Annotated in this window: 22 protein-coding genes; 4 read left to right on the top strand and 18 right to left on the bottom strand. The window is 55.0% G+C overall.

Annotated features, from left to right (window positions below):
• The 7 genes from FEAC_RS07370 to FEAC_RS07405 all read right to left on the bottom strand — a co-directional run.
• Positions 1-743, bottom strand: a 743-nt coding sequence (locus FEAC_RS07370; protein WP_160290351.1) for a transposase family protein, incomplete at its 3' end; no start/stop codon positions are given.
• A 532-nt stretch (positions 744-1275) separates the two neighbouring features.
• Positions 1276-1980, bottom strand: a complete 705-nt coding sequence (locus FEAC_RS07375) for a helix-turn-helix transcriptional regulator (protein WP_160290352.1) — start codon at positions 1978-1980, stop codon at positions 1276-1278.
• Positions 1981-2700: 720 nt separating this feature from the next.
• Complete coding sequence (locus FEAC_RS07385) at positions 2701-4164, bottom strand: NAD-dependent succinate-semialdehyde dehydrogenase (protein WP_035389652.1); 1464 nt, start codon at positions 4162-4164, stop codon at positions 2701-2703.
• 392 nt (positions 4165-4556) lie between these two features.
• Positions 4557-4739 carry a succinate dehydrogenase gene (locus tag FEAC_RS15180; RefSeq protein WP_152623137.1) on the bottom strand — a complete coding sequence of 61 codons (183 nt, stop codon included), beginning with the start codon at positions 4737-4739 and terminating at the stop codon, positions 4557-4559.
• A gap of 95 nt (positions 4740-4834) precedes the next feature.
• Complete coding sequence (locus tag FEAC_RS07395; protein ID WP_035389599.1) at positions 4835-5638, bottom strand: ABC transporter permease; 804 nt, start codon at positions 5636-5638, stop codon at positions 4835-4837.
• Complete coding sequence (locus FEAC_RS07400; RefSeq protein WP_035389601.1) at positions 5628-6542, bottom strand: ABC transporter ATP-binding protein; 915 nt, start codon at positions 6540-6542, stop codon at positions 5628-5630. The genes FEAC_RS07395 and FEAC_RS07400 overlap by 11 nt, the downstream gene beginning before the upstream one ends.
• Before the next feature lie 12 nt (positions 6543-6554).
• Entirely contained in the window at positions 6555-7616 is a 1062-nt protein-coding gene (locus FEAC_RS07405; protein WP_035389603.1) for a LolA family protein, read from the bottom strand.
• Between the two features lie 530 nt (positions 7617-8146).
• On the opposite strand from FEAC_RS07405, the gene FEAC_RS07410 reads away from it, so the two are divergent.
• Positions 8147-9058, top strand: coding sequence for a sigma-70 family RNA polymerase sigma factor (locus tag FEAC_RS07410; RefSeq protein ID WP_052565985.1), 912 nt, complete (start codon positions 8147-8149; stop codon positions 9056-9058).
• Positions 9059-9636: 578 nt separating this feature from the next.
• Here the strand turns inward: FEAC_RS07410 and FEAC_RS07415 are convergent.
• From FEAC_RS07415 to FEAC_RS07425, 3 genes are read right to left on the bottom strand one after another with little or no spacing between them, the layout of a single operon-like run.
• The gene (locus tag FEAC_RS07415; protein WP_160290353.1) at positions 9637-10587 is read right to left on the bottom strand and encodes an RluA family pseudouridine synthase; all 951 of its coding nucleotides are present in this window, start codon (positions 10585-10587) and stop codon (positions 9637-9639) included.
• Positions 10568-10990: a signal peptidase II gene (gene lspA / locus FEAC_RS07420; protein WP_160290354.1), complete on the bottom strand. Its 423-nt coding sequence runs from the start codon at positions 10988-10990 to the stop codon at positions 10568-10570. The genes FEAC_RS07415 and lspA overlap by 20 nt, the downstream gene beginning before the upstream one ends.
• A 47-nt stretch (positions 10991-11037) precedes the next feature.
• Positions 11038-11499 carry a TraR/DksA family transcriptional regulator gene (locus FEAC_RS07425; RefSeq protein ID WP_052565988.1) on the bottom strand — a complete coding sequence of 154 codons (462 nt, stop codon included), beginning with the start codon at positions 11497-11499 and terminating at the stop codon, positions 11038-11040.
• 187 nt (positions 11500-11686) lie between these two features.
• Between FEAC_RS07425 and ileS the strand changes: the two genes are divergently transcribed.
• The 3 genes from ileS to FEAC_RS07440 all read left to right on the top strand — a co-directional run bounded on the left by ileS (position 11687) and on the right by FEAC_RS07440 (position 17588).
• A complete protein-coding gene (gene ileS, locus FEAC_RS07430) occupies positions 11687-14899 on the top strand; it encodes an isoleucine--tRNA ligase (RefSeq protein WP_035389607.1) in 3213 nt (1070 codons plus the stop codon).
• 98 nt (positions 14900-14997) lie between these two features.
• Complete coding sequence (locus tag FEAC_RS07435; RefSeq protein ID WP_052565990.1) at positions 14998-16626, top strand: Gfo/Idh/MocA family protein; 1629 nt, start codon at positions 14998-15000, stop codon at positions 16624-16626.
• Positions 16623-17588 (top strand): Gfo/Idh/MocA family protein, encoded by a 966-nt coding sequence (locus FEAC_RS07440; protein WP_035389608.1) that lies wholly within the window; start codon positions 16623-16625, stop codon positions 17586-17588. Before FEAC_RS07435 ends, FEAC_RS07440 begins: the two co-directional genes overlap by 4 nt.
• Positions 17589-18497: 909 nt before the next feature.
• Here the strand turns inward: FEAC_RS07440 and FEAC_RS07445 are convergent.
• The 8 genes from FEAC_RS07445 to murB form a co-directional block, all read right to left on the bottom strand.
• Positions 18498-19331, bottom strand: coding sequence for a DivIVA domain-containing protein (locus FEAC_RS07445; RefSeq protein ID WP_035389609.1), 834 nt, complete (start codon positions 19329-19331; stop codon positions 18498-18500).
• 83 nt (positions 19332-19414) lie between these two features.
• The gene (locus FEAC_RS07450) at positions 19415-19687 is read right to left on the bottom strand and encodes a YggT family protein (protein WP_035389611.1); all 273 of its coding nucleotides are present in this window, start codon (positions 19685-19687) and stop codon (positions 19415-19417) included.
• The gene (locus FEAC_RS07455) at positions 19677-20201 is read right to left on the bottom strand and encodes a cell division protein SepF (RefSeq protein ID WP_052565991.1); all 525 of its coding nucleotides are present in this window, start codon (positions 20199-20201) and stop codon (positions 19677-19679) included. Before FEAC_RS07455 ends, FEAC_RS07450 begins: the two co-directional genes overlap by 11 nt.
• A gap of 41 nt (positions 20202-20242) precedes the next feature.
• Positions 20243-20899: an alanine racemase gene (locus FEAC_RS07460; protein ID WP_052565992.1), complete on the bottom strand. Its 657-nt coding sequence runs from the start codon at positions 20897-20899 to the stop codon at positions 20243-20245.
• Positions 20899-21492, bottom strand: a complete 594-nt coding sequence (locus FEAC_RS07465) for a purine nucleoside phosphorylase YfiH/LACC1 family protein (RefSeq protein WP_160290355.1) — start codon at positions 21490-21492, stop codon at positions 20899-20901. The genes FEAC_RS07460 and FEAC_RS07465 overlap by 1 nt, the downstream gene beginning before the upstream one ends.
• Before the next feature lie 35 nt (positions 21493-21527).
• Positions 21528-22652 carry a cell division protein FtsZ gene (ftsZ, locus tag FEAC_RS07470; RefSeq protein ID WP_236684621.1) on the bottom strand — a complete coding sequence of 375 codons (1125 nt, stop codon included), beginning with the start codon at positions 22650-22652 and terminating at the stop codon, positions 21528-21530.
• Positions 22653-22747: 95 nt separating this feature from the next.
• Positions 22748-23602: a cell division protein FtsQ/DivIB gene (locus tag FEAC_RS07475; RefSeq protein ID WP_035389613.1), complete on the bottom strand. Its 855-nt coding sequence runs from the start codon at positions 23600-23602 to the stop codon at positions 22748-22750.
• 24 nt (positions 23603-23626) lie between these two features.
• Positions 23627-24547 carry a UDP-N-acetylmuramate dehydrogenase gene (gene murB / locus FEAC_RS07480; RefSeq protein WP_052565995.1) on the bottom strand — a complete coding sequence of 307 codons (921 nt, stop codon included), beginning with the start codon at positions 24545-24547 and terminating at the stop codon, positions 23627-23629.

Raw genomic sequence — 24547 nt, forward strand, 5'->3', positions numbered from 1 at the left:
CTATAGGAACCAGCCAGATCAAGGGTTCCCCACTTGATATCATCACGCCACTCCCTGGGCTGACTAGCTATCCACTTCTTTGGCTCCGCTCCTCCTTTACCAGGAACTACATCAAGAAGGGTTGCGCTCATAACGTCCACGATTGAAGTAGACCACTTCTGGGTCCGATAGCGACCCTCGCGATAGAACAGGGTCTCATCTAATCCAAGTGCACGAACCTTGTCAAAGCGATTTGGATCCTCAACGAGGGGAGTCCCATAGGCAATCACAGCATCATTGATTGTGTGCCAGTCACAATCAAGCTCTCTGGCTACCGATGACACCGATCGTCCGTCTCTACCAACCACTCGGGTTGCGAATCTAGCTGCCCTATCGGTGAGTTTTAGCCTTGGGGCTGCGATCCTAGTGTCCACATCACTCCATGACGCAGAAGAACAGTTCTCATCCTTACACTCCCACCTGCGTTTGTGCCAGATGAGCCTTACGGGACGGCCAAAGCTTTGTAGATCAATCAGCTCTACTAGTGAGCCTCCCTTGGAATAACTCATCCCATTACAGACTGGGCATTTTGGCCGCTCACCCAGACACTCGATATGGACCCGAAGGGGTGTCTTTGAATCTTCGTCACCCAGATCCTCGACACCAATCAAATTGACGTCCTTTAGACCGAGCAAGATCTCTGCAATGCGGATAGGATTTTGTTCCACAGGGGTCCTCCAGTGATGAGTTGTTACTAATCCCATTCTGGCAGAGCCCCTGTGACCCTCCCAAACTCACCCCTAGTGCGTGGCTATACCCGACTAATTTCCCCACTTAAATCCGAAGTCCCCTATTGCGTTGGCACACGTCTGTGACTCCATGGTTTTGGGGACGCTGTCATAGCCTTGAAGTACAGTGGCGTTGTTTGGGTTGTTCGAGGTCCGAGGTGGAGCCTTTGCCCGATAGAGGGCGGATGAGATTGTGACCCAGGTACCTCTGCGATCTGAAGGTAACGTTTGGCCCACCCTGGAGACCTATATATGGTCGAGCAGATGCCACCGTCAAGTGTCCTGTCGGATCTAGATAGATTACAGTCCTTGCGAGAGACTAGCTGAATAGAATGCCCTGACTTAGCCGTGGATTTATAATGTCGATCCAACCGGATCGGTCAAACACTGCTCAGCTTGGCAGTACTCCGTCACAACCACATAGACATCCCGGTGGAATATAGGTGAGGATGTTGCGGTCCCTGCTTGTTCTGCGAGGGATATCTTTCGGAATGAGCATCCTTTCAAGTCAGATATTGGCGGCTCCATCCACTGAGCATTGCAGTATGGTTAGACAACAGCCTGCCTGGCGTGGATCCAAGACCGTGAGCCGTTCGACCATGAGGCCGCCGAGACCCTCAGCGAGACCCTCAGCGAGACCGAGGTGTAGCTGGCACACAGTATCAGGATCAGATTCGGCAACATCGGCGAATGGACAGCGCTGAAGCACAAAGTCGATTCGCCGTCCCCTCTGGACCCGCTGTGGGCGAAATCCACGTCGGGTAATCTCCGCTTCGAGCAGTTCGACTCCTTCTGTGCTACCAACCAGTTCCGCTGCACGGCGGTTCCCGTCTTGACGACCTACCTCGCGTGGGCTTTGCCCACTGCGGATGGCGTCGCTCAGCAGGGTAGCTAGCCAGGAGTACGCCCCGGGGAGATTCCATTTCCCTGCAGCCTCTGGGTGAGCCCGATACAGCAAACCGGGGCGGCCCGGGCGGGAACGTTTCTCGATCTCCTCAGCAATCAGTCCGGCCTCCTTTAGAACTGCGAGGTGCTGACGCACTGCATTGTGATTGAGGTGTACGAATTGCGTAAGCTCGGCGACGCCCACTGGGCCAGGTGCATCAACTATGTAACGAAATAAGCGGTGACGTGTTCGGTCACCGAGAGCCCTGGCCTCTTGCTGGAGCTCGTGGTTGACCATAGTGTCTTTTGCTTCATAAGACTTGCTCACGATTACCTGCATGCTTCTGAAGTTCACCTGCTACTAGCTAAAGTCTAGTTTCACTATCGCTTACGTGCGGACAGAAGCCGACTCCTGCATAGCTGTCAAGCTGAGCGAACATCTCTGTTGCACTCCATGGAGAAGCCAGGTCATGGTGAGCTTGGTTCACGACTGGAAGAAAAAGCACCTCGGCAAATCCTCGCAGGCAAGCGCCTCAGAAAGCAAACTCGTGCGCTTTCACGGAGGGCCACAGAGAACGAGGTTCTCTTTGTGTACCATCCACTCGATGGTGGCCAATGCGTTCGCAACACGAGTTGACGCGATGGACACCGAATGCTCAAAGCCTGCGGGCCAGAAAGGTTAACCGCGCTGCGGTGCAGCGCTAGTGTCGCTGCATTCCTTCCTATGCTCTCGGTGGCAAGGAGTACTCGACGGAGTTAATAGGATCCCATCGTTTAGCCTTGGCCGTTAGTGTAGGCTAAAAGACGTTACCCTCAAAGGTGGGGTGACCAGACCTGCTCGGCGATCTCCTCGACCCGAGGGTTGGTAGTCGTCTTCCACGTGATCCCGGACCTTCGCCATCTTCACAACACGTTCAAGGCTGGCTTTTAGGGCCCTTGATGAGTCCCGCGAGTAAACATGGCAATATCCTTTACCTGATGGACAAGGGTCCAAGCGGCACCACTCCGCGACAAATCTAGCCCAGTAGAACAGCGCCGGTAGCGCAGACTAGCTGAGATTGAGGGCAGCGTACTTTACGTCCAGGTACTCCTGAATACCCTCGAAGCCGCCTTCCCTGCCGAATCCGGAGTGCTTGACGCCGCCGAACGGGGCGGCCGCATTGGATACCAGACCCTGATTGACTCCCACCATACCCGACTGAAGTGCGTCGATGGCCAGATGTACCCGTTTGAATGACTCCGTGAATATATAGGACACAAGCCCATAGTTGGTGTCATTGGCTAACGCATACGCCTCATCATCATCGTCAAAGGTATAGATCGGAGCAACGGGACCGAAGATCTCCTCCCGGAATATCCTCGCACCCCTAGGGACTCCCGTTATAACCGTTGGCGCATAAAAATAACCCTTGTCACCAACTCGATCACCACCGGTAAGAAGACGCCCGCCAGCTGCGGTCGCCTCTTCTAACAAACCGGAGACTTTCGTCAGCGCATCTTGATCTATAAGCGGTCCGACCTGCGCCCCAGCAACCGTTCCGCGAGCAACCTTCATCTTCGACAGCTCTTCAGCAAGACGCTCCGAGAACGAGTCTGCGAGGTCTTTGTGCACCAAGATACGGTTCGCGCTCGTGCAAGCCTCTCCACCATTACGCATCTTCGCGAATATCGCCCCTGGAATCGCCTTATCGAGGTCTGCATCAGAAAAGACGATCAATGGCGCATTGCCACCAAGCTCCATGGAGAGTCGAAGGAGATTGGTAGACGCATTACGCATCAACGTCTTGCCAACCTCGGTGGAGCCAGTAAACGAAAGTTTCCTTAGTCGAGTATCGCCAATTAAGCGATCTGTAATGACGTCAGGTTCAGAGGTATTGACAATGTTGAGCACACCAGCTGGTAGTCCAGCCTCAAGCAGGATCGATCCCAGGGCCAGCGAACACAAAGGGGTCTGCTCAGCAGGCTTGAGAATGACCGTGCACCCCGCAGCAAGTGCTGGTCCAATCTTTCTGGTGCCCATGGCAAGCGGGAAGTTCCAAGGAGTAATCAGATAGCACGGCCCGACCGGTGACCGAGTGGTCAGCACCTTAGTTATGCCATCAGGCGAACGGTAGTACTCCCCCTTCATCCGAACGGCTTCCTCAGAGAACCAGCGAAAGAACTCGGCAGCATATGCAACCTCACCCTTGGACTCCGCTACCGGCTTTCCCATCTCCAGAGTCATCAAAAGCGCAAGATCATCCTGTCTAGCCATAATCAACTCGAAGGCAGCACGGAGAATCTCCGCGCGAAAACGTGGCGCAGTCGCAGCCCAACTCGCTTGTGCTCGAGATGCTGCCTCTAGGGCATCGATCGCATCCTCCGGACCTCCGTCAGCGACCATGGCTATGGAGTCGCCAGTCGCGGGATCCTCGACTCTCAACTCGTTACCGGAACGAGCGTGACGCCATTCGCCACCAATCAGAAGACCCATTGGTACGCTAGCAACGACTCTCTCTTCTTCCACACTCATCGCCATCTTCACTCCTTCTCACAACACGTCATCGAACCACAGACCCAAAGCGACGTCCTGCCTGCCACCTTACTCTAAATCGAAACCGTTCTAGCTGCGCAGTTTGCCAACAGCACAAAGCAAGGTCAAGCTCCAAGAGATAACGAGCCCTACCTACTCTCCGCAGCGACATCCAGGGCCTCTACGAACTATACACCGTCGCAATAAGCCGAGCGTGTCGAGGTGCAACTGCTCACACGAGCCTCAGCTATACCACCATACCCCAAAGATCCGACCAAGATCGAATAGAGAATAAAACGTTCAGAAAACCGTGACGAATACCAGACCGAGCTATTAGCGCCATGATCGAACAGGCGCGCCTAGCTCAAATAGACTGGATAGCAGTTTGTCGCTCACGCTGCTGTATTTTTACGCTTAGACCGACCTCTCCGAATCAGACTTACAACAACGCCAACGATGATGCCGACAATGACGATCGTCGAGATCATTGAGATCAGCTTTAGGACAAAGGAGATCAAGGCGAAGGCGATGATCAACCCTAAGATTCCCAACACTACCTTGATGATGTTGCTCATAGCAACCTCCTCTCAAGAAGCCATTCTAGCGCGCCATGGACCGCAGACCAAAGGAAGGCGCTTCGCAAAGTCCCATCTAAGTCAACAGGCAGCTGCTAGCTAGTAATATCGCGTTGCGAGAAGTTAAATACTGCAAGTAGATAGAACACAGCCATCCACCCCAGCTGTTCAAGGAGATCTTTATAGATGGGACCAGCAATAATCGGAGACCGAAAAATGTTGATGAATGACGACCAGTAGTTCGAAAGCAGGATAGGTCGAATCTTCTCGAGCTGTGGAATAGCGTCAAGCACCTCCGACGCAATCGCTACCGTCACCGCTATCGAAGTCGCCGCCAACGAGGAGGAGGTAAAGGTGGAGACGGCGATGCCAACCATGGTGACCGAGAAGATCGAGGCACCCACAACAAGGGCGGCGAGCATCGCCTCGCTGACTCCGTGCAGGAAAGATATCGGTACCCCTGAAAGGGTAATCACCTGATGATGAGGGAACAAAATAGAACCGGCAACCAAACCTATAACAGCTATTGTGAGGCTCAATGCAAGCGTGTACACCAAAGACGCCACGATCTTGGCATGAATAATTCTTGCTCTCGGCACGCGACGTACCAAAAGATAGCGCAAAGAACCATTAGCAGCATCGCCTGCGACCGAATCGCCTGCAATGATGGAGGCGGCGAGTGGGAGAATCAAGGTCTCCATCGACGCAAGCGCAGCGAGCGGGAGAAAGACCGCATTCTGGGTGATCTCAGCAAAGAACGCGGGGCCACCCCCATGGGGTCCACCATGACTGGCAAAACGAACGACTATCCCTAGAAGAATCGGAACTAGCGAAATTAACCCGAGGATGATCAGGTTCCGTGGCCTTCGAAAAACCCGCTTCAGCTCCTCAACGAACATCGAAACCCTCACCAACTTCAGCGATAAAAATCTCTTCCAGACTTGGAGTAAGCCAGGTAAACTCAGCGATCTCAATACCGTCGACAATCATCGCCTGCAATAGACGCGGTCCATCCTTCGGACTCAGATCCGCCATCACCGCCGGCCCATCTAACCTCGCTTGAGGACCAATCAGCTCCATGATGCGACCAACCGGGGTTCCTAGAATCTTCAGTTGTTGGGGGTAATCGCTTCGCAGTTCGTCGAGAGCTCCAGACTTCACCAAACGACCTTGTGACATGAAGGCAACGTGCGAACAGATCTGTTCTGCCTCTGCGAGAAGGTGGGTAGAGATAAACACGGTTTTGCCTCTTGCAGCCAACTCCCCGATCAGACGACGAACCTCACGCATACCACTCGGATCGAGTCCATTAGTTGGTTCGTCAAGAATATAGAGATCTCGCTCGCCCAGAAGTGCCTGTGCGAGTCCGAGCCTCTGACGCATTCCCAATGAGTAGCGACCAACCGGCCTGTCCACCACCATCTCAAGGCCGACCGCCTCTAACGCATCTGCAATCAACTTGGGACGCCCTGATCGCCGGATCCCCTCAGCAGCCAAGAACCGATCCAAGTTCTGGCGTGCGCTTAGATACGGCACGTATCCGGGACCCTCTATAAAGGCACCGACCCTTGGGAGAACCCGATGGAGTCGAGAGCTCTTCTGTTCGCCCAGCAGAGAAAAGCCACCAGCATCGGCGAAAATGAGCCCAAGAACGATGCGTATAGTGGTGGTCTTGCCAGCCCCATTGGGGCCTAGAAACCCAAAGACAGCACCTTCGTTGACCGAGAAGGTCACCTCGTCAACCGCTGTTTGGCCACCGAAACGCTTGGTGAGGCCATCAGCCTCTATGATGGCGACACTCACCTAGCAGACAGACTAGAACCCAAGCGCCCCAGCGTCGCTCTCTAACACGGAGCTGCGCACAGCACCGGCAAGAATCGACCCATTGGGCAAGACCAACATATTTACTAGTTCGGTGTGGATCAAGCTCGCCGTACCACCATTTGCGAGCGTGACAGGAGTTTCGAGATCGCTGAGGGCTGTAGAGCCGAGTGCACTCGACAGCTTGCTCAAACTACCCTTTGGGAGCTCGACAACCGTCTGCCAGCTTGTTCCTAGCGTCACTGGCTTCGTAGTAGAGGTAAACGGCGAGAACATAGACTTAAGTTGACTCGCGGTGACCGTATTTACCGTGGTACCCGCAGGCGGGGTAAAACTGAAGTTGGTCGCGCTTGGGCTAGCGAAACTGATCGACTGGTAGTCCATCTGCAGCACCGGCGTGGAGGAGTGGACCGAATACACCGAGACCCCTAGCACATGATAGTTCTTTGCATCCACGGAGAGCCGAATAGACGAGATCGACGATCCACTCTGGAGCGGTGCCAACGACAGCGTATAGGCAGCATGTCCAGCCACGTAAACATTGGATCCAAGCTTGACTTGTGACGTTGGAGCCAGCCGATTCACGAGGTTATCGGCCGCAACCGTCGGGTTAGTCCCCTGGCTAAGCGCAGTGGACTGCGTCGTAGAGCTAGCTTGAAAGTGGGAGGCCTTAGATCCAGCTGAACTCCAGAGCCATGCCCCACTGCTGTTTACGTATAGATCCCTCTCCGATTGGGCATTGATCTCTTGCACCCTGAGGTTCGGGCCGGCCCCTCGATAGACCATCAGCTGCGAAGTACCTTCAGGCAACGCCACACTCTGCCCTAAGCTCGATAGCAGGGAGGCATCGGAACCGAGCATATTCGATGTTATCTGGAGCTGGCCGGAGTATTGCACTGGGGCTGCACCCATGACGGCAGCTATGAGTTGGGAGGGTGACATCGGCTGCAACAGAGGGTGCTGTGCATTGGTGAGGGCCGGTGTAAGCGAAGCTGCTCCCAGGGCTACTGCCGCACCAATCAATGGGATTCCGAACCTATACTTCCAGCGAGTCATTACCGCCTCCTTACAATTGTCAAGAAATCACCTTCTTCTAAACATCCACCGAACGCTGCGCCAAGCCGACATCGTGACCACTCCGACGAGGATGCCAAACACGGTGAATATCTGCCATTGGAGCTGACTCAGGCTTTATTCTCTGCGTTCAGCCTAACCGGGGTAGCTGAAAATTGTCATAACAAACCCTGAATGCGCAGCAGTACGTCATCAACACAGAATCTAGATCCGCCAAGCCGACCTAGCCCACCCTCCGATGGACTATATCCGGCGAGCCAAAAGTCACGGTGGCTTCGGCAAATGACCCGACTATACTGATCGTCCGAGGATGTCAGTTTCACCGCTCAACTCCCAGCATCGTAGGTGCCGATAAGGCTTTATGCCAATTTTTCATTACGACATTGAACATCTGGCGAAATTTTGATACGATAGTCTTGTGATGTGCGTCTTCATAGGTTTCACACACGAACGCTAATCGTCGGGTGCACACAGGAGTTTATAAGCGCAAATATGAATGAGAAGAGATAGTGATGGCTAACAAGCAAGCTACAACAGCAACCAGTGAGGCACGAGGTCGTCGTCGTTCCGCGCAAGCCGAGGTCGATACGGCTTTGGCCGCGGCTGGCCTCGGTGCCGATTCGATTCGCCTTTTCCTCGATGATCTCGCAAAGCATCCGCTCCCTTCCTCTGCTGAGCAGGTTGAGTTGGCTAAGCGAGTGCGTGACGGCGATGAGGAGGCCAAGGTAGAGATGGTCGCGGCGAACTTGCGGCTGGTCGTCCACTGGGCGCGCCGGTACCAAGATCGTGGAGTGGAACTATCTGACCTGATCCAGGAGGGCACCTTCGGTCTCATTCGCGCGGTTGAGAAATTTGATTGGCGCCGTGGTTTCAAGTTCTCGACCTACGCGACCTGGTGGGTACGCCAATCTTTGCAGAGGGCCGTACACAACCATGGTCAGGCAATTCGGCTCCCAATGGAGGCGGCTGAGCGGTCGCGTCGCGTCGACAATGTGTCACGCGAGCTTGCAGCCGACCTCGGTCGGCCACCTACCGAAGATGAGATCGCCGTTGCATCGAACCTCTCGCATTCACAGTTAGCCGACGTTCGCCATGCAGCACGTGTAGTGGCGAGTCTTGACCAAGCAGTTGGTCCAGAAGGTGAGACGAGTCTCGGAGATCTTGTCGTAGGACCGGATACGTCGTTCGAAGACGACATCGACGACTCGATCTCGCGCGAGATGCTCCGCAAAGCAGTCGAGGAGCTCGACCAACTTGAGCGCGACGTCGTGACCTTGCGCTTCGGCTTGAATGGAGATCGTCCGGCCTCACTTGAGGCGACGGCTCGCATGTTGGGTATTGGTCCTCGACGAGCACGTCGCCTAGAGGCTTCTGCGCTAAGTCGATTGGCGGATCACCCTGCACTTAAGACCTCTGCTGCTTAGCACGCCAAGGTTGTCGCTGCGCCCGGAGCTCATCTAAGCCCCGAGTTCAGCTAAACAAGCCCGGCTCTCAATTAGAGCCGGGCTTGTTTGATATTTTGGAGCCATGATCATATGGCACCAAAGGTAAGTGGGTACTACAGATCGACGTCAACATAGATAAGCTCAGAGATGAATTCGCGAACACTCCATAAACCCAGGAGCACCTCCAACCTTTGCTAAGCATGCTCGAACGATCAGCAGCAGCCACAGCGTCCCGGGGCCATCGAAGTCCCAACGCCGACCCGAGGGGTGAATCTCCAAGACCGTCTATCGAATCTCGCACCGGCTAGAACTCAGAAGCCAAGAGGTGCAGGTATCGCCTCGAGATACGAACCCTTGATCCAGCCACCGAACGCGTCTCTGGTGAGCAGCGACATGAAGTCAGTTGTGTCTAGCTGCAGCCGACCATGCCCCTACTGTATGGAGTCAACCTCGTCTAACACTCCCGGGCATCTAGCCATTAGTAAACTGGCCAAAGATGTAGCTAAATCCTGTATGCGTTGGAGGACGAAGCCCTCCAACGCTTCCTGGCACCTTGCTTACGACTCCGGCGGCAAACTCTCGAGAGCTGATCGATCACGTGATAGTCGCAAGCCATCTAAGATCTCGATCAGCTCGACGGGGAGAGGCGATCGGACCTCGAGAGGGCGCCCATTGATCGGATGGACGAGACTTAGCAGGTAAGAGTGTAAAAAGACTCGTTCTCTCAACAACGCACTAGATCCACCGTAGGTAGGGTCTCCCACCAACGGATGGCCAATCGCACTCATGTGGACCCGAATCTGGTGAGTGCGTCCGGTCTCAAGACTCAGCTCGACATAGGTGTAGGCTCCGAACCGCTCGATGACTTGAAAACGGGTCACCGCGCGTCGACCTTCGGCGATCACCGCTATTCGCGTTCGACTCCTCTGATCGCGACCAAGAGGAGCGTCGATGACCCCCTCCTCCTCTTCGAGGTCACCCTCGACGAGGGCCCGGTATCGTCGTCTCATGAGGTGCGCTCCGACCTGCTCCTTCAGAGCATGAAAGGCGATTTGAGTTCGAGCTACTCCCATAACCCCAGACGTCGACTTATCAAGCCGCTGATAGATACCTGGTCGCAACGCTGGCTCATCGCCAACTAACGCAACCGCCGGGTCCAAAGCCACCACCGCACCTGCAAGAGTAGGGATGGTGTCGGTAAGTGTCGTCGAATGTACGATCAATCCAGCTGGCTTGTCAACCACAAACATGGCTTCGTCAAAGTAGAGGAGTGGCAAAGCAATTGCCGCCTGTGGTCCACGTCCCACACGAGTGAGATCGATCACTAGCTGGTCAGCAAGCAGCAGACGATGCGACTTTGCAGTAAGTACTCGATCATTGACCTTGACTAGCCTCTGATCAATCATCCGGCCAGCGATAGAGCGAGAGACGTCGGCGACCACGGAAACCGCCCGATCCAGGCGCTCCCCTGCTAGCGTATCGCCTACTTCAATGCTGAGAACGTTCATGCCGTCCATCAAGTACTCCAGCGATCAAGAGAAGAACAACTCCCACCGTGATCGCAGAATCAGCGAGGTTGAAGATAGGCCAATGTGGGAAGTGAATAAAATCTATGACCGCTCCGTGGTTATGCCTAAAGACCCTGTCTGCCAAGTTGCCGAGTGCCCCACCCACGACAAGCGAGGCGGCCACACGCTTCAGAAGTGACGGCGTCATAACGGCGTAGGCACCGACACCAACCGCAATCACGATCGCTGCTATGGTTATGATCAACGGATGCCCCTGACCGATGGAGAACGAAAACCCTGAGTTGTAGGTGAGCTCCAACTTCACGGGTCCAACAAGATCAATCGGCCCATTTCGTAGAGCATTCTCGGCCCAAGTCTTAGTTGCCTGGTCTAGCAAGACCACTAGAACCACTACCGAGCAAACGGCTGCAGCGTGTGACCATAACCTCGTCATCGACTGCGCGGCAAACCACCTTCTTTGCAGCGAACGCACAGTCGAGCAAAAGGCAATGCGCGAAGTCGCGCTCGTGGAATGGACTGCTTGCAGCTCTCGCAAAGTCCGTAGACCCCACGGTCCATCTTCCTGAGAGCCAGATCAACCTCCTCGATTGCTGCCAGAGCTGACCCTGCCAAGGCGAGATCACGCTCCCGATCAATGGCAGTCGTGCCTCCCTCGCCAGACTCCTCATCGAACTGAACTTCAGCAGGTTCATTATTCTGCACCATACTGTCAGCCTCTGCGCGTAACTGCGCTGCCTGTTCGGTGTAGTGCACGCGCTCTGTCTCAAGCAGCAGACGCTGTTGTGCGAGAAAATCGCCGTCACTGAGCCCGTCTAAGACATCATCGTCTAGATTCAGATACGCCTCGACCGGATCAACTGGGTTGGTGGGTTCCTGAGTCGCTTTCGCCATCTCTATTCCAATCTACTTTCAAGCACCATCGCGCGACCATTTATACCGCGCATTTGAATCGCTCTACTCTAGCCGACATCGAAGCACAAACTGCAGACAACGGTGGGTCGTATGTCCAGATTCTAGAGAACTCACTCCCCCGCTAGTCGCTAACAGATCACCTGATGACGTCGACTAGCGTAAATGCATGAGCGACCACGAGGAAAAGAACTCTTACCCACATCAGCCTGGTTCCCTTGACCTGCCGAAGCTCGAGCATGAGATTCTCGCCTTCTGGGAGCAGGACGACACCTTCCGGGCCTCGATTGCCCAGCGCCGCAAGGACGGTGGGAAGGCGTTCGTCTTCTACGACGGACCCCCTTTTGCGAATGGATCGCCTCACTACGGCCACCTTCTCACAGGCTTTGTCAAAGATGCGATCCCACGGTATCAGACGATGCAGGGCAAGGTCGTTGAACGCCGTTTTGGCTGGGACTGTCATGGGCTACCGGCAGAGATGGCCGCTGAGAAGGAGCTCGGGGTCAGCGGTCGTGAAGAGGTCGAGCAGCTTGGGATAGATCGATTCAATGACCATTGCAGAGCATTAGTACAGCGCACTACTGACGACTGGTATCGCTACGTTACACGACAAGCACGCTGGGTTGACTTCGTTGACTCCTACAAGACCATGGACACCAGCTTCATGGAGTCGGTGATCTGGGCTTTCAAGCGACTCCATGATAAGGGTCTTGTCTACGAACACTACCGCGTGCTCCCCTACTGTTGGGAGTGCGAGACACCGTTGTCCAATTTCGAGACTCGTCAAGACGACTCCTATCGCCCTCGAATTGACCCAGCCATCACCGTCGCCTTCCAATTACCCGCTCGCCAAGACGGAGCACAGCAAGGGTTTGAAGCGATCGTTGATGGGGAGCTACACCTCTTGGCATGGACGACAACTCCGTGGACGTTACCTTCGAACCTGGCGCTCGCAGTAAACCCGGAGTTCGAATACGTGCTCTTCCGCAACGGCGACGACCCGCGTGTCTTCGTGATGGCATCCGACCGGCTTGGCTCCTATCAGGACCGGTTTGAGGCTCCCCAGATTCTTGGCACGGTGCCCGGGGTGCGCCTATTGGGGCGCGAATTTGTGCCCTTATTTCCATTCTTCTCAGGTACACCAAACGCGTTTAGAGTCATAGAGGGCAGCTTCGTCACTATCGATGAAGGAACCGGCATCGTCCAGATGGCACCGGGCTTTGGCGAAGAGGACCAGCAGGCGTGCGAAGCCGCCTCCATCAAAGTTGTCTGTCCGGTTGACGAAAAGGGTCATTACACCCACGAGGTCAGTTGGTACGAAGGCACCCAGGTCTTCGAGGCCAATGAGGCGATCAAAACCTACCTAGAAGAACACAATCTACTTATCGAAGCCAAGCCGTATGAACACAGCTACCCGCATTGTTGGCGCACAGACACCCCGCTGATCTATAAGGCTGTAAGTTCTTGGTTCGTCAACGTAACCGCCATCAAGGAGCGTCTACTCGAGCTCAATCAAGATATTGCATGGGTTCCAGAACACGTCAAGAACGGCGCCTTCGGCAAATGGTTGGAGGGCGCGCGCGATTGGTCGATCACCCGCAATCGCTACTGGGGTTCGCCGATTCCGGTATGGAAGAGCGATGACCCGAGGTATCCAAGAGTTGACGTATACGGGTCCCTTGACGAGATCGAAGCCGACTTTGGGGTGCGTCCCGACGATCTACATCGGCCGAGGATTGATGAGCTTGTGAGACCAAACCCTGACGACCCAACTGGTAACGCAATGATGCGTCGGGTGCCCGACGTCTTGGACTGTTGGTTCGAATCAGGTTCGATGCCCTTTGCTCAGCAGCACTACCCGTTCGAACACCGCGAGACCTTCGAAGCTAACTTCCCTGCAGACTTCATCGTCGAGTTCATCGGGCAAACTCGCGGATGGTTTTATACCCTGCATGTGCTCTCAGTCGGGCTATTCGACTCTCCTCCCTTCAAGCACTGCATGGCCCACGGCATCCTCCTCGGCAACGACGGGCGCAAGCTGTCTAAACGGCTGAAAAACTTCCCCGACCCTTGGGAGGTGTTTGAGGAGATCGGCGCCGATGCTATGCGATGGTTTCTCCTCTCCTCCTCGGTCCTAAGGGGGCAAGAGATGCTGTTGGAGCGTCAAGCTATGGTGGACACAGTCAAGCGGGTAATCAACCCAATCTGGAACGCATTCTCCTTCTTGACGCTATACGCAGAGGCCGACGGCATAAGAGGTCGCTTTGACGCCAACTCCGAACATCTCCTCGATCGTTATATCCTCGCAAAGAGCCATCAGCTGACTCAAGAGGTCACCGAAGCCCTCGATAACTTCGACTTGTCGCGAGCCACAGGTCGCATCGAGGACTTCCTCGACGCACTCAACAACTGGTATATTCGGCGCAGCCGCGATCGCTTCTGGGCTGCCAAGGGCAGCGCGGAGGACATCGACCTCTCCAAACAGCTCGCCTACGACACCTTGCACACCGTGCTGGAGAACCTCTCAACGCTGACCGCACCCCTTTTGCCAATGTTGAGTGAATATCTCTACCGCACCTTAACTGGAGAACGCAGCGTGCATCTCGCTGACTGGCCCTCCCCTGATCGACTTGGAGCGAAGGACTCCAAGCTCGTCGAGGAGATGGAACTGGTACGCGAGATCTGCTCACAAGTTCATAGCATCAGAAAAGCAACCGGTAATCGTGCACGGCTACCGCTACGCTCAGTTACGGTAGCAAGTTTGACACCACTCGACCTTACGCCATATCTTGACCTAATCGAAGCCGAGACCAACGTTAAAACGGTGCTCATCACCGATGACTTCGATCGCTTTGCCCATCAACGACTCTCGGTCAACCCAGCGACTCTCGGTCCACGCATCGGAGCAGCTACCCAGCAGGTGATTCGTGCGATCAGAGAGGGTGAATACACTATGGAGGATGGCCAGCCGGTCGTGGCTGGAGTTCGCCTGGAGGTCGACGAATACTCGCTCACCCTTGAGGCTGTAGACCCCAGATCCATGCGCGTGCTCAGCGATCGCTCCACCGTAGTGGCACTCGATCTAACGACGGACGAGGCTCTTGAGCTCGAAGGACTTGCTCGTGATCTAATACGCGCGATTCAACAGCATCGCAAAGGCTCAGGCTATGACGTAACCGACCGCATCGATCTAGTACTTGTGCTCACCGATCCTAACCATAGACTCGGCAAGGCCATAGGCGAACATGCCGCTGACATCACAGCCCAAACCTTGGCGACCACACTTGAGCTAGTGCGAGATCCTGACGGTCTTTCTCAACCGACAGAGGTAGACCTCGATGGGATCTCGATCACCATCTCGACTACGTTAGCATCAACATAGGCGACTATTCGGCCAGCGACTAGGATGGGAAGTCTTTGGGGCCAACCTGCGTTGGGTAATAAAGTGCAAGATCCCAACAACCACTGAGAGGAGGACGGATGACGCTTCCATCAGCAGTTTCAGTCCAACCAACAACATCTAATGTCCTGCGAAGAGCACGCTGGGCTGACAAGGTGCAGGTAGTAGAAACCCCAGGAGCGCCGCTCTCATCAGATCGCACCATCATAGCGGTCACCTCTGATGCAGTTACTCCAGGACTGCTCAGCGCTGTACACGATGGCGCAAAGGTTATAGTAATTCTGGCGGCTGAGAGCGGATCCGAGCTACTGAACGCTTTGCCAGGATACAGTGCGATAGATCGGTCGCCCACCGGTGAATGGATGCTCACCACTAATCGCGAGATCCCGGTCCTGGCGCGCACACCCGGTGAGTTTGCAACCCGCACCTCGCTGACGACATTTACGCCGCCCGAAGACGCAGCCACCCTCATGACGGTAAATATAGCCCTCAAGAACTATGTCGTAGCAAGCCAACAACCATTGGGTCATGGACTCCTGACGGTGATCGGACTCGACCTGGTAACCCTCACCACTCCTCGCTCGTGGCCGGAGAGGATCATGGAGCTCCTAATAGCTCAAACCAGAGGTGAATCCACCGAGACGCTAGGCGTGGGAATCGTCGGTTACGGCCCCTATGGAGGCATGGGCCTCTATCACGGTACGGCCGCCGAGCAGACACCTGGCCTCCGCCTAGTAAGCGCGGTGGATGCCAACCCTGCACGCATCTCACAGGCCCAACAAGACTTCCCTGGCCTCGTCGGCTATCGCACTGCAGACGAACTCTTTGGCGACTCGGTAACCGATATCGCGATAATAGCCACCCCACCCAACACCCATTTCCAACTCGCTCTTGCAGCTCTCGAAGCCGGTAAGCATGTGGTCGTCGAAAAACCATTGTGCCTCACCGTCGATGAAGCAGACAAATTGATTGACGTCGCCGAGAGTAACCAGAGGGTCTTAACCGTTCATCACAACCGACGTTGGGATCAGGACTACCGCACATTGGTGTCACTTGTCGAAGCTGGAATGATCGGAGAGGTCTTCAACATAGAGACCTCGGTCGGAGGTTTCGATCATCCTTGCAGGGCTTGGCACTCCGATACCGACGTGTCGGGGGGGCTCGCCTACGACTGGGGTGCACATCACATCGACTGGATTCACCAACTTTACGGCACTGCACCAGAGCGTGTTTTTGCCTTTGGCCATAAACGTCGCTGGCACGAAATGACAAATCTTGACCAGTTGCGCATCCATCTTCAGTTCAGTGGTGGACGCGAAGCGACCTTCTTCCAAAGCGAACTCGATGGCTTTCGCCGCCCCAAATTCTATGTACAGGGCACCGAGGGGACCATCGTCGGTAACTATGCACCCTTTGAACAGCCACGGGTTGAACCGGTAACCGGCTATCGGGTAGACCGCTACCACTATGCCGAGGCACCCGTAAACCTTCAGGTGGCGCTCTACGAGGGACCTGGTCGGCTCGGACTATATCAGCCCGAGTTGGTGTCACTAGACACTTTCGGATTCCACCGTGACCTAGCCGATAACCTACTCGTTGGTACACCACTCGCCGTGCAAGCGACGCAGATACGCGAGGTGGTAGGTGTGCTTGAGCTCGCACATCGCTCGAGCGATCTAGGTACACTTCAGACGCTGACACCACGGTGAGGGTTGCAGTCTGTGGCTTAGGTAGCCACGTTGCCCAAGTCGGCGTCATCCCTGCCCTCAGGAGATCGTCATGGACTCAGTTCTTAGGCGGCACTACAAGGTCGGTCGAGACTGCTCGGAAGGTGCTTGCCGACAACGAACGCCGCTATCCAGATTATGAGGCTATCCTCAACGACCCCTCGGTCGAGGCCGTCTATCTCCCACTACCCAACGATCTTCATCTCGACTATCTCGCCAAAGCGCTGGCGGCTAACAAGCATGTGCTCTGCGAGAAACCGCTTTTGACCTCAGAGGCTGACTATGTAAAGCTTGAGCGCTTGGTCGCCACCTCTAGCTGCCTGGTCGCCGAAGCCTTCATGAGCTCCTATCACCCAAGACTACGCTCGATCCTGGACCTGGTAGCCTCCGGTGCTTTGGGTGAGATCATTAGCGTACAAACCTCATTTACCGGCGCCCTCAGCCCACTCGACGGCTATAGGATCGATTCCACGCGAGGCGGGGGCTCGCTATTGGACGTAGGCATCTATGCCCTCCATCCAATCGTCGCACTCCTAGGAAACGCGCCATCCGCAATCTCGGCGACGGTGATGCCAAGCGAAACAAGCCCACCCATCGACCTCACTACGCATTGCCTGCTCTCCTACCCACACGGGGTGAGTGCGGCGTTCATAACATCCTTTATCAGCGGAGAATCCCAGAACGTTCGCATCCTTACCCGCCGGGCCACCATAGAGGTCAGCCGCGCATGCACTCCTAGTGATGAAGATACTACGTGGACGATCACTACTGCAGACGGAACAACTATCCACGATTCTCGCGGATACGACCCCTATCAGGCGATGGTCGATGAGGTATTTGAGGCATTCACTGACGGACGCGAGCCCTCCTGGAACCTCTCCCGCGCGCACCAACTCGCCACGCTCCTCTTTCGGATCAACGAAACCTGGCGAAGTGGATCTTAGGAGTTCAAACATCGCGCACGCTCCTACCAAAGAACACAACTATAGGCAATCGCCACCAATCAAACAGCCAGAGAAGTGACGTTACATCTCCTCCATCTTTACAGATGAGAATCACGCTTGCTCGACTGCCTCATGTTTTGAAGGCCCGCTGCTTGTAGCCTGCGATCCCCCTCTTCACCCTTCAAGCATGGATCTGCTGCGAGTTAGCTATTCCCATCTTGGCCATGCATCTCCCGAGCCCTGGTGGTGTAATTACATCACAAGTCACCTAGTGTCTTCGGTCGATTGGGTCATGTGTTGACCTTTGAGGTCATCGATCGCATAGTCTTGGCAGTGATCATCTCGATCCAGTCCTATGTTCGGTCTATTCCGATACAATGAGCTCACCTTCCACCTATCTCAGGAACATCAGAACTTGGTACCAGTAGTTCGCAATCCACGTGCGGATAGCTGCCGAACGACTTAGATCTGGGCACTCGAATGTCGCGATGAGATCTGGAACTAGACACGCCAAGGGAGGTGGTGCCCTCGGGCTCGACTGAAATTAGATACCCGTCGCCTAGTGGAGAGGTCCTATTCACTTCCGGATCCACGCCAACTTGTTAGTCCGGTCCAGACCCCTTTGCCTGCTCATGGAGACAAGCGCTTAGGTCCCGCAACCCTTGTAACTAACTGCAAAGGATCGACTGTGAGTCCCCCAGCACGGCTCCACCAATTGGCGGAACTAGGAGTAGCCAACACTCCTCTTGAGAGCGGGCTAATACGAACCTACTTAACATGATCCCGCCTAACAGGAAATTGGTAAGCAAGAAACCAACCCCTTGGAGCGGATGAGTGACAGCGGTGGAGGTTCATAAGCCGAAAACGCTCTCCTAACGAACAAGCGTAGTCAGCAAAATCAGTTTTCGACTAATCATCTTGGCGCCATAGCATGAAGGGTTCATCATCGGTGGACTCAGCACTGATATCATGGCCAAAAACAAACTCCTGAACTGGCCGTGGCTCGCCACTCACTCCTCCATCACCACGTGGGTCGGACTCGCCACGCAAGTCGGACTCGCCACTCAGTGCATACCCCTCGCTTGCGTCGGCCGAATCCGCCTCCGTGCCGCGGGTGAACTCCCGATCGTCGCCGACGGCTTCTTCTACACCAACACTCGAATCCAGAGCGGTGGACGTCTGGGCAAGGAGTGCCTCAGTGGTTGGTGCATCAGCAGCCCGAACCAACGACAACAACCCACCTATCTCGTCGGTAATTTTCTGCCTGACAGCCCTATCACGGGTGACGATATTCGCCAACTGCTCTTGGCGACGATTGAACTCTCCCTCAAGCTGGGCCAGCTCCTGCAACAAGTTCTTCCGTCGATCCTCCTCAATCAGCCTGGAGGTGGTTCGCGCCTCGCCTAGGATGCGTTCTGCCTGTCGCTGTGCCTCAGCTCGAATCTCTCGAGCTTCGCTTTCGGCATCACTTCTGAGTTGATCTGCAGCCTTTTGTGCCACAATCAACGTTCGCTGTATCACATCATCGCTAAAATCGTTCGATTTGGTTGAAACTGCTACTGTAGGGTTCGCCTTAAGCCGTGCTAACTCCTCGCGCGCCTGTGTCAACTGTGTTTCGAGAACCTCAACACCTTTTGCCACTTGCTCGAGGAATTCATCAACATCCTCTTGGTGATATCCCCTCATTCGCTCGCGGAACTCAACCTCGCGAATTTTCTGAGCGTCGACTGCGTTTTCCTCCACGGCGTCCCTCCCTTATGTGAGCGCATAACGCACCCAACTATCGGAATCTCCTAGCATAAGATGCCACGAAACCAGCACCGGATCTAGATCCTGCTTACTATCGGAATGAGAATCAACTCGATCACCAATATAACTATCAACGGCGCAAAGTCGAAACGTATCGAGCTTCCACCAACCGACGGAATTAGCCTACGAATTGGATTCAAAACAGGCTCCGAGAGCCGTGTCAGAAAAAACCTTAACCGATCCATAGGCCCGCCAGGATTCGTAACCGGGAACCACGTCATCACCACGTAGAGCACAATGACGATAACGTAGAGCTCCAGCAGTTCGACGATGATTCCGTTAAGACCCATGCAGGCCGACTCCCTTCGCTACTGTACGCTGGCGCATCCGAAACATCTCTTCATCAGCCACTTCAACTCGAGCTGGCGAGAGGAGATAGACACTCGTACTTATCTCCTTCACCTTACCACCTAGTGCGTAGGTAAGACCTGAAGAGAAATCGATGATTCGGCGCCTCAAGTCCCGATCGACACCCTCGAGGTTGATAATAACCGGCTGATCAGACTTCATACGATCACCGATCTCCTGCACGTCTGCGTACTTCGTCGGTAAGACAAGGTGGATCTTAGCCCGCTCCGGCTGTGGATTGAAAGGACGAAGGACAGCAGCACGATGCTCCTGAGGGTCCTCTCGCAACTGCTCAGCCACGCTGGATCCTCCACCTGAAACCACCTGAACACGCGGCGACTGCTCGCGTCGCTCATATGAGGGTGGAGCAGTCGACTCAAGATCGGTGACCTCTCCATCCATCTCGTCGTCCTCAGTAATCCCTAGCCATGCAAGTGCACGCTTCAATCCCGGCATTCGTCCTCCTACCCCACTCGTTATCGCTCTATCGTAGCACGCTATTGACCACGTGCACCGAATAAAACACTACCTAACCGCACCATAGTAGCACCCTGAGCGACCGCCACCTGGTAATCGGCCGACATTCCCATAGAATATTCCCGAAGTCCCAAAGTCGTTCCAAGCCCAAAGACCGTCTCGAAATAATCTCGAATGCTCTCGATCGAGCCGGGCATTGCCATGCCCATTAAACCGACCACGTTCAGCCCCAGATCTCGGCTCAGCGCAAGCAGACCTGCAATCTCACTAGCGTCGGCACCATTACGTCCCTCTGGATGTCCAGGGGGGGCCACCTGGATTAGCAGCTCACCACCGTAACCGAAATCGGCCATCATCTCAAGCTCTCGCGGCCTGGAGACGGTCTCAATGACTGCCGCGTGTTCGCATATCGACCGAAGTCTGCGACTCTGAATCGCCCCTATGTAGTGCCAACGAACCTGAAGTCCAAGACGGTCAGCCTGAACGGCCTTGTCTGCCAGCTCGTCTGCATAGTTCTCGCCGACATCGACCAAGCCCGCCTCGGCCGCCGCAACTACCGCCTCGATTGGATGCGTCTTGGTCACCGCCACGATACGTATAGAGTCCGACCCACCACTCTTGCGTATCTCAGCCCATACATGGTCAAGACGTGCCTTGAGGTCGTCGTAGGGCGGCATCAGGAGCGACCTGCACCCACTAGCGTCAGCTGGCGCTTGTGGGTACCATCTCGGCGATATGAATAGTAAGCGTCGTTACAGAAGGTGCACTGTCCAACCGAGATAACGTCGCGCACTTGCTGTCGTGCAAGCAGACCTGATAGTGCAGACTCGAGCGATAGATTTTCGCCAACAAAGCTCTCATCACCGAAGTGTCGAGCCACTACATATCGTTCAGGTCCGAGAAATTGATAACAACACGATCTGATATGCGGACCGATAACAGCTACGAGCCCATCACCGCCAAGACGTGCCAGCCCAGCGTCGACTACACCGGCTGTAAGTCCTCTCCAGCCTACGTGTAGGGCAACTGCATCGCCGTTACGGTTGGCAATAACGAGAGGCAGACAATCAGCAGTCGCGATACTAGCGATCTCCGAACGTCCGGCTGGTAGGTATATCCCGTCGGCCTCTACGGGTTCGGGCCCATATTTACCCTCGTCGATAGATACAACCGTTGCACTGTGCACCTGCTTGACCGCCACCACCGGCTCCCCGCTTTTCACGATCTCTGCAGCTTGGGAGGTCTCGTCTAGCCGATCGGTGAAAACCACCCTCACGCCACTATCACGGAGCGAGAGCGCGATCATCAGCGGAGAAAGAAGGGTACGTCGCCATCATCTGGATCCTCTGGATCCGGATCGACCTCAGCGACTCTAGGTTCAGACTGCACGCCCGGAACACCAAAATCAAGGTCATCATTAGCCGGTTGTGAGACAGCTGGAGGCGTTACCCTGAGGTTGGGCGTGCCCTCACCCCAAACATCAAAGCCTGCCGCGATGACGGTCACCTTGACCTCATCCTCCATAGCCTCGTCGATGACACTTCCCACGATAATAAGTGCATCGCTGGAAGCAGCATTTTGAATGATATTTGCCGCCTCATTGAGTTCGAAGATACCAAGATCGGTACCACCGGCAACATTGAGCAGAATGCCCTGGGCTCCATCAATAGAGGTCTCAAACAACGGCGAGGTGATCGCGTTCCGAGCGGCAGTGGTTGCTCGGTTTTCGCCACTAGCGATCCCAATACCCATGATGGCTGTACCCGCCGAGGCCATGATCGCTCGCACATCTGCGAAGTCAGTGTTTATGACACCCGGCGTGGTTATGAGATCAGTGATACCCTTTACGCCAGAGAGTAAAATGTCATCAGCCATACGAAAAGCAGCAATCATAGATGTCTTCTCGTTGGCGATTGTGAGCAACCTATCATTTGGAATGACGATCAAGGTGTCGACATGCTCGCGCAAGCGCTCGATACCCTCATCCGCCTGTGTAGCGCGGCGCTTGCCTTCGAACCCAAATGGGCGTGTGACCACACCAATGGTAAGAGCACCGATTCCTCTAGCGATCTCCGCGACGACCGGCGCTCCGCCCGTCCCAGTTCCCCCACCTTCGCCAGCGGTTATAAAAACCATATCCGCACCGGTAAGCGCTTCTTGAATCTCATCCTTGTGCTCTTGGGCGGCTGAACGGCCAATATCGGGGTTAGAACCCGCACCAAGACCGCGGGTGAGCTGGCGCCCAATATCTAGACGAATGTCGGCATCACTCATCAGTAAAGCCTGAGCATCGGTGTTGATGGCGATAAACTCAACGCCCTTCAGACCAGCCTCGATCATTCGATTAACTGCGTTGCCACCACCACCGCCGACACCAACGACCTTGATAACGGCGATGTAATTCTGCGCGTCGTTCACTTCGCCTCCCACCTCTGTTGCATCTTGGCTGGCATCACCACAAAGCCTCCACTTACCTAAATCTCAATCACTCTCAACCTAGAGCCAAGAGGTACCTTTGAATCTGACTAGCCTACACGATCGTTGAGGAGAACCGCTGGACTATTTGGGTTTATCACGTCGAGAACTGCTCTAGGCGTAGAAAATCCTAGACAGGAGCGTATCTGGGCTCGAGGCTGGCTCGCAGTCCCAAGGACACACTCCCTAGAGTCTGAGAGACGAAGAACAACGCCAATCTTGCGTACGTCATACACTGAGATCGGTGACCCCTGCTGCTCTGCTTGCTGGAGTGCAGATAGAACCGCAACAAGCGGAGCAGGGAGCCTCTCTCCTATATGTGGATGCCACTGGCATCTAAGCGATGAGGTGCTCGTCGTTATCGGGCAGACCGAAAATTTGGATCCGACATTCGGCGAATTAGAGGCAGCTACAAACCCAGCCTGTGTAAGTGCATAGCCTTGCTGCAATCGGCCCACCAAAGGCACTCGAGACAACTCGACCACCACCGAAGATGGCCAATCAATATGCAGCGCTTGCAGACGAACCTCGCCTCGGAGCTGTGGCAGATTCGCAAATGCGACTTGCACCCGACTGGCATTGATCGACCAGACATGACGGTGTAACAACATTTCGGTAAGCCGGTCATTAGCGCTCGCCCGCTGCGTCATGCTGCCACCTAGAACGAGGATCGAACGGACACGAAAAACAGGACCAACATAACACCAAACGGCTCCGGTCAATATCACCACCACCGCGAAGGCCACGACCACAACACGGCGACGGCCGACGCTAACTTGACGACCTGAGCGAGACCCGACCTTCCGGGCGCTACGCGGCTTAGATGAGCGCTTGGACCCTGATTTTGTCGTATTCATCGTCGGAATAACACGCCGGTGTGGTTCCTTGCGTAACTCCTTGGTCATGTTGGGCTCCTCACAACCTAGTAACTAACTAAACCCCACTAATCTCACCTCCGACGTGAGTTCCATTCCCGTCTGGTGCTCTACACGCTCTCGCACGGTTTGCATCAGGGCGTAGACATCATCGGCCGAACCTCCCGGATCAGCCTGAATGAAATTTGCATGCTTGTCCGACACCGAAGCACTTCGGTATCGTACTCCTTTGAGTCCACACTCCTCGATCAAACGTGCTGCTGGTACGCTGACCGGATTCACGAACACCGAACCTGCGTTTTGACCACCAGGCTGATGTGCCCGTCGCCAGGCGACGATCTCATTGACCTTCATGAGCTCCACCTCTGGATCACCTGGGCCTAGCTCAAGTCGCGCCGCAAGTACCACCTGATTAGCTTGAATCGAAGACGAACGGTAATCGAGCTGCAGCGTCTTGGCCTCGCGCCAACTGGGTGATCCCTCAGAGGCCAGATCGATGACCAGCGCCGCCTCCAAAGTCTCAGCCAGCACATGACCATGTCCACCCGCGTTCATGCGCACGGCTCCACCAACACTGCCGGGCACACCAACCGCCCAGCTGAACCCGGTGAGTCCTAACTTTGCAATTCGACGTGCCATCACCGGCAGCGGAGAGGCAGCACCAAGCTCAACCCGGTTCCCATCCTGGCTTAACCATGAGAACCCAGCACCCAAACTGATGAGCAAACCAGAGAACCCTCGATCGGACACCAGAACGTTGGATCCACGACCAAGCACGAACATCGACAAAGTCTCCTCGCAATCTGCGAGTACAGATCCAAGCCGCTCTAGCTCCTCGACAGATGCAAGCTCCACTCCAGCTGCCGCCACACCACCAACACGATAGGTAGTCCTTGCTCCGAACGGGGCATCTTCCATGACGAAAAAGCCGACCGCCCGCAATCTATCGATCGTAGCCTGGAGGTTATGTGACAC

The organism is Ferrimicrobium acidiphilum DSM 19497 (genome assembly GCF_000949255.1).
GTDB lineage: Bacteria > Actinomycetota > Acidimicrobiia > Acidimicrobiales > Acidimicrobiaceae > Ferrimicrobium > Ferrimicrobium acidiphilum.